Annotated in this window: 5 protein-coding genes; 4 read left to right on the forward strand and 1 reads right to left on the reverse strand. The window is 72.5% G+C overall.

Features of this window, described 5'->3' with window-relative positions:
- The first annotated feature begins 200 nt into the window (after positions 1 to 200).
- From ACZ6NC_RS20195 to ACZ6NC_RS20210, 4 genes are all read left to right on the forward strand, one after another.
- Positions 201 to 995: an isoprenyl transferase gene (locus ACZ6NC_RS20195; protein ID WP_209417189.1), complete on the forward strand. Its 795-nt coding sequence runs from the start codon at positions 201 to 203 to the stop codon at positions 993 to 995.
- A gap of 244 nt (positions 996 to 1,239) precedes the next feature.
- Positions 1,240 to 2,574, forward strand: a complete 1,335-nt coding sequence (locus ACZ6NC_RS20200) for a PhoH family protein (RefSeq protein ID WP_465734587.1) — start codon at positions 1,240 to 1,242, stop codon at positions 2,572 to 2,574.
- Positions 2,575 to 3,021: 447 nt separating this feature from the next.
- Positions 3,022 to 3,753 (forward strand): aggregation-promoting factor C-terminal-like domain-containing protein, encoded by a 732-nt coding sequence (locus ACZ6NC_RS20205; RefSeq protein ID WP_465734589.1) that lies wholly within the window; start codon positions 3,022 to 3,024, stop codon positions 3,751 to 3,753.
- Positions 3,754 to 4,241: 488 nt separating this feature from the next.
- Complete coding sequence (locus ACZ6NC_RS20210; RefSeq protein WP_465734591.1) at positions 4,242 to 5,666, forward strand: AI-2E family transporter; 1,425 nt, start codon at positions 4,242 to 4,244, stop codon at positions 5,664 to 5,666.
- Here the strand turns inward: ACZ6NC_RS20210 and ACZ6NC_RS20215 are convergent.
- A complete protein-coding gene (locus ACZ6NC_RS20215; protein ID WP_465734593.1) occupies positions 5,663 to 5,839 on the reverse strand; it encodes a hypothetical protein in 177 nt (58 codons plus the stop codon). The two genes, ACZ6NC_RS20210 and ACZ6NC_RS20215, sit on opposite strands and share 4 nt — an antisense overlap.
- Between the last annotated feature and the right edge of the window lie 161 nt (positions 5,840 to 6,000).

A 6,000-nucleotide genomic window follows, 5' to 3' on the forward strand; every position in this document is an offset into this window, starting at 1 on the left:
CCGTAGCCGTCACCCCGGTGGCCGTCGCGTGTGCCGGTGAGCGCCTTCCGGCCACCGCCGCCACACCGGTCGCAACAGACTCCGCACAGGACCGTGACCGGACCGCTACCTGCGGCTTTACCCACCGCGTCCGTGCGGGAGTAGGCTGCGCCGGGGGTTGTGACGTACCCCGGTGAAGAGTTACGGAGGGGCCGAAAACCATGGGTCTGCGCGATGTCGTCGAACGCACGCCGGGTCTGCGCACCCTGCTGGACGGTATGTACGGCCTCTACGGGCGCCGGGTCGAGGTCCACCTCGCCCGCACCCCGCACCACATCGGCGTGATCCTCGACGGCAACCGCCGCTGGGCCAAGGCGACCGGCGGCTCCACCGCCTACGGCCACCAGCGCGGCGCCGACAAGATCAGCGAGTTCCTCGGCTGGTGCGACGAGACGCACGTCAAGGTCGTCACGCTCTGGATGCTCTCCACCGACAACCTCTCCCGGCCCGCCGACGAGCTGGTCCCGCTGCTCGGCATCATCGAGGACGCCGTCACCGGCCTGGCCGCCGCCCGCCGCTGGAAGGTCAACCCGGTCGGCGCGCTGGACCTGCTGCCCCAGCACACCGCGGACGTGCTCAAGCGGGCCGCCGAGGAGACCGCCGGGATCGAGGGGATCACCGTCAACGTGGCGGTCGGCTACGGCGGCCGGCACGAGATCGCCGACGCCGTCCGCTCGCTGCTCCAGGAGCACGCCGGGCGTGGCACCTCGATCGAGGAGCTGGCCGAGATCCTCGACGTCGAGCACATCGCCGAGCACCTCTACACCAAGGGCCAGCCCGACCCGGACCTGGTCATCCGCACCTCGGGCGAGCAGCGGCTGTCGGGCTTCCTGCTCTGGCAGAGCGCGCACAGCGAGTTCTACTTCTGCGAGGCGTACTGGCCGGCCTTCCGCAAGGTCGACTTCCTGCGGGCGCTGCGCGCGTACGAGGAGCGGCACCGGCGGATGGGGCTCTGACCCCCTCCGGGACTCCCGCGGGGAGCCACCGGGCCGAGCCGCGGCCGACTGCCCCGTAGGAGCTGGCCTACCCGGGCCCGGGGCGAGGCCAAACGTTCATCGGCAATGATCCGTCAGTTCGCCGGGGACGCGAATGCACCGCCCCTCGCCTGGGAATACTCCGGTCAGACCGGCTCCGAGGCCACCGGGGCAGCGGGGGCCGGCTTGCCGCGGATGACGCAGGGTCATCCGCCCTGGAGGCCTAGTGGTCAGTTCCAAGAGCCGCCGGACACCAGACCGGCGCACGTACGTTCTCGACACCAGCGTGCTCCTGGCGGACCCGCTCGCCATGAGCCGCTTCGAGGAGCACGAGGTCGTCCTGCCGGTGGTGGTGGTCACCGAGCTGGAGGCCAAGCGGCACCACCCGGAGCTGGGCTACTTCGCCCGCCAGGCGCTGCGACTGCTCGACGACTTCCGCATCCGGTTCGGCCGGCTCGACGAGCCGATCCCGGTCGGCGAGCTCGGCGGCACCATCCGGGTTGAGCTCAACCACTCCGACCTGTCGATACTGCCGGCCGGCTACCGGTCCGGCGGCGGCGAGGCGGACACCCGGATCCTGGCGGTCGCCCGCAACCTGCAGGCCGAGGGGTACGACGTCACCGTCGTCTCCAAGGACCTCCCGCTGCGGATCAAGGCCAGTTCGGTCGGCCTGCTCGCCGAGGAGTACCGGGCCGAGCTGGCGATCACCTCGGGCTGGACGGGCATGTCGGAGCTGCACGTCCCGGCCGACGACGTGGACGCGCTGTTCGCGGCCGGCCACGACGCCACCGTGCACGTCGAGGGGGCCGCCGAACTGCCCGTCCACACCGGACTGGTGCTCAGCTCCGAGCGGGGCCGGGCGCTCGGCCGGGTGACCGGTGACGGCCGGGTCCGGCTGGTGCGCGGGGAGCGCGAGGCCTTCGGGCTGCGGGGGCGCAGCGCCGAGCAGCGGGTCGCGCTGGACCTCCTGCTCGATCCGGAGGTGGGCATCGTCTCGATGGGCGGCCGGGCCGGCACCGGCAAGTCCGCGCTCGCCCTCTGCGCCGGGCTGGAGGCGGTGCTGGAGCGGAGGCAGCACCGCAAGGTGATGGTCTTCCGGCCGCTGTACGCGGTCGGCGGCCAGGAGCTCGGCTATCTGCCGGGCTCCGAGACGGAGAAGATGAGCCCCTGGGCGCAGGCGGTCTTCGACACCCTCTCCGCCGTCACCACCCCGGACGTGATCGAGGAGGTCATCTCCCGGGGCATGCTGGAGGTCCTGCCGCTGACCCACATCCGCGGGCGTTCGCTGCACGACGCCTTCGTGATCGTGGACGAGGCGCAGTCGCTGGAGCGCAACGTCCTGCTGACGGTGCTGTCCAGGATCGGCCAGGGCTCGCGGGTGGTGCTCACCCACGACGTGGCGCAGCGGGACAACCTCCGGGTCGGCCGGTACGACGGTGTGGTGGCGGTGGTGGAGAAGCTGAAGGGGCATCCGCTGTTCGCGCACATCACGCTCACGCGCTCCGAGCGTTCGCCGATCGCGGCGCTGGTCACGGAGATGCTGGAGGACATCCACCCGTGATCCGCCCGGCAGGGTCATAGTCGGACAATACGGTCAATTCCGGGCGTGGGGCCCGCTCCTGACGGGGCGGGCCCCCGTCCCTTTCATCACATCGAGTGCTTTCTGTCCGGAGAACTCCGGTGCGGTGAATGTGAGATGCGCCACGCAACGGGGAATTGCGTCGACAGTGCCCGGTGCGGCATGGTGAGGGTTCTGTCAGGCCCCGCGTACGGCATGACAGGGCTTCCGGGCAACCGGTGGCCCCGTCCGGATGGTCCGCCAACTCCGGTAGGTGGACGCACAATTGAACACCGATGAGTCGTACGCCGCCCGATCTCAACGCCTGCTCGACTCACGTCGGCCGGCGCCGGGTCAGTACCTCCCGTGACCAGCACCGTACGGAGGGCAGCGCCAAGGGGCATGTTGCGTCCGCACGGTCACGCGTGGGCGATGCTGGAAGGAAACCATGTGACTCGGATCTCGGTCCGGGGAGTTGCTGTGGCCTCCGCCACCGCCGTCACCGCCGTTGGTGCCGTCGTGGGTATGGCCTCGGGCAGCGAGGGCAAGACGACGCAGACGGTCGACGTCGCCGGTGCGACCCTGCTTGCCGAAGTCCCCTCTGGCGCCCAGGCGCAGACCATCAGCGACAACATCGGCACCCAGGCCTCCGCCCAGCAGGCCGCCGCCGACGCCGCAGCCAAGGCCGCGGCGGAGCAGAAGGCCGCCGACGAGGCCGCGCGCCAGAAGGCCGCCGCCGACGCACAGGCCAAGGCCGATGCGCAGGCCAAGGCCGACGCGGCCAAGGCAGCCGAGGAGAAGCGGAAGGCCGACGAGGCCGCCGCCAACCGCTCCAAGGCCCGCTCGGCGATGGCCGCCACCGACACGTCGGCCCCGCCGGTCTCGGTCAGCCCCGGTTCGGTCCAGGCGCTCGCCCAGCAGATCGTCGGCAGCGACGCGCAGTTCCAGTGCTTCAGCCAGATCGTGAAGCGCGAGAGCGGCTGGGACTACACCGCCACCAACAAGAGCTCCGGCGCCTACGGCCTGGTCCAGGCGCTGCCCGGCTCCAAGATGTCCTCGGCGGGCGCCGACTGGCGCACCAACCCGGCGACGCAGATCAAGTGGGGCCTGGACTACATGAACAGCCGCTACGGCAGCCCCTGTGGCGCCTGGTCGTTCTGGCAGTCGCACCACTGGTACTAGGCCGCTACTGCCACTGGGCCGGTACCGACACCGCTGTTCGACGCAGCCCCCGACCGCTCTGCTCGCGGTCGGGGGCTGCGTCGCGTTCCCATGCCGGCCGGCCCGGCCCGGGGGGCGGGCCGCGCCGCCCGGGCTGCGCTGACCAGTGCGCTCACGGGCGGTGCGGTCCTGGTTGCGGACGCGGGGCGCGGGAAGGGGTCCTGGTTGCTCCCCGCACCGGCCGGTCCGCCGACAGATGGCTCCGGTTCTCGTCCGGAGTCCTCCCCGCTGCCCGTCGCCTGAAACGCCCCGGATCAGGCAGGTTTGTCCCGGTACGGGGCCGAGGTGCGCAGCCGATCCGGCCGTTCGCCCCGGTGCCGATCGCGGCCAACCGACCCGCCCGCCGGACTCGCCGGGCACCGGGCGGGTAGTTTCATTCCTGACGGCCGTGACGGTACACGGCGTACCGCCGGGCACGGCGGCCCAGCGGGGGAGCGGCGGTAGCGAGAATGGCGCGGGGCGGGAAGGCCTTCAAGGCCATGGCCAAGGGTGTGGCCGTGGTGGCGAGCGCGGTCGCCGTGATCGAACGGCGCCGGCGTGCCGCGATCGCGGCCGACTTCCACGAGCCGCCGGTCGAAGTGGTGCCGCTGCCGGCACCGGCCGTCCTGCCGGCGCCCCGTGAGGAGGTCGCCCCCTCGCCGAAGGCCACGCCCTCGCCGAAGGCCACCCCCGCGGCGCCGGCCGCACCGGTACCGACCCACGGCGCGTTCGGGCGCGAACTCCACCCCGGACGGCCCGCCACCCCGGCCGAGGCCGTGCCGTGGGGCCTGCGGGTGGCCGCCGAGTCGACCTGGCGGCTGCTGCTGCTCGGCGCCGCGCTCTACGTGCTCTTCATGGTCGTCGACATGCTGCGGCTGGTGGCCTTCGCCGTGCTGGCCTCGCTGCTGATCTCCGCGCTGCTGGAGCCCAGCGTCTCCTGGCTGCGCCGGCACGGTGTACCGCGCTCGCTGGCCGCCGGCGGGGTGTTCATGAGCGGCCTGGCGGGGATCGGGCTGGTCGGCTGGTTCGTGGTCTGGCAGGTGACCACCAACCTGTCCGACGTCACCAGCAAGGTCCAGGACGGTGTCGCCACCCTTCGGGACTGGCTGATCACCGGCCCGCTGCACCTGACCGAGCAGCAGATCAAGGACTTCGCCGACCAGATCACCAAGGCGATCAGCACCAACACCGATCAGCTCACCTCGGTCGGCCTCACCGGTGCGCAGATCGCCGTCGAGGTGCTCACCACCGTCCTGCTCGCCTTCTTCACCACCTTCTTCCTCCTCTACGACGGCGAGCGGATCTGGAACTGGGCGCTGCGCGGTCTGCCCCGGCACTCCCGCTACGCGATGGCCGGCGCCGGACCGAAGGCCTGGGCGACCCTCACCGCGTACGTCCGAGGCACCGTCTGCGTGGCCTTCATCGACGCGGTCTGCATCGGCATCGGCATCCAGCTGCTCGGCGTGCCGATGGCGCTGCCGCTCGCGGTGATCATCTTCCTGGGCGCCTTCGTCCCGCTGGTCGGCGCGCTGGTCACCGGGACGGTCGCGGTGCTGATCGCGCTGGTCACCACCTCGCCGTGGACCGCGCTGATGGTGCTGGTGGTGCTGATCGCCGTCCAGCAGCTCGAGGGCCACATCCTCCAGCCGCTCATCCTCGGCCGGGCCGTCCGCGTCCACCCGCTGGGCGTGGTCCTCGGCGTGGCCGCCGGCTCCATCATCGGCGGCATCGGCGGCGCCATCGTGGCCGTCCCGCTGATCGCGGTCACCAACACCGTGGTCACCCACCTGCGCCGCCGCAACGAGGCCGGCCAGGCCGTCTTCACCGCCCTCGAAGCCGCCCGTGAAGCCGCCGTCGCCCGGGCGGGCCACCCCGAGGCGCAGGCTAAGCCCTAACGGAGGGTGGCGAAGGTGAAGAGGGTGACGAAGGGAAACGCCGGCGCGGCGACGGCCCCCACCAGCGCGGCCTGACCGGCCAGGGCGGCCTTCACCGTCCGGGCCCAGTGGCGGGCGGGGGTGACGGCCATCAGTGCCCAGGCGCAGAGCCCGCCGAGCAACGGGCCGGCCAACGGGGTCAGCCCCAACGCGAGGGCGAAACCGCTGTCGCCGCCGAAACCTGCCCCGGGGGGGGGGGGGGGGGGGGCGGGGGGGGGGGGGGGGGGGGGGGGGGGGAGGGGGGGGGAGGGGGGAGGGGGGGGGGGGGGGAGTGGGGGGTGGGTGGCGCGGGCGG

The organism is Kitasatospora sp. NPDC041988, assembly GCF_055588525.1.

What these genes read in the sequence shown, in the direction of transcription:
- ACZ6NC_RS20210 (WP_465734591.1), top strand. Translation starts at nt 4,242, where the DNA reads ATGGCGCGGGGCGGGAAGGCCTTCAAGGCCATGGCCAAGGGTGTGGCC.
- ACZ6NC_RS20195 (WP_209417189.1), top strand. Translation starts at nt 201, where the DNA reads ATGGGTCTGCGCGATGTCGTCGAACGCACGCCGGGTCTGCGCACCCTG.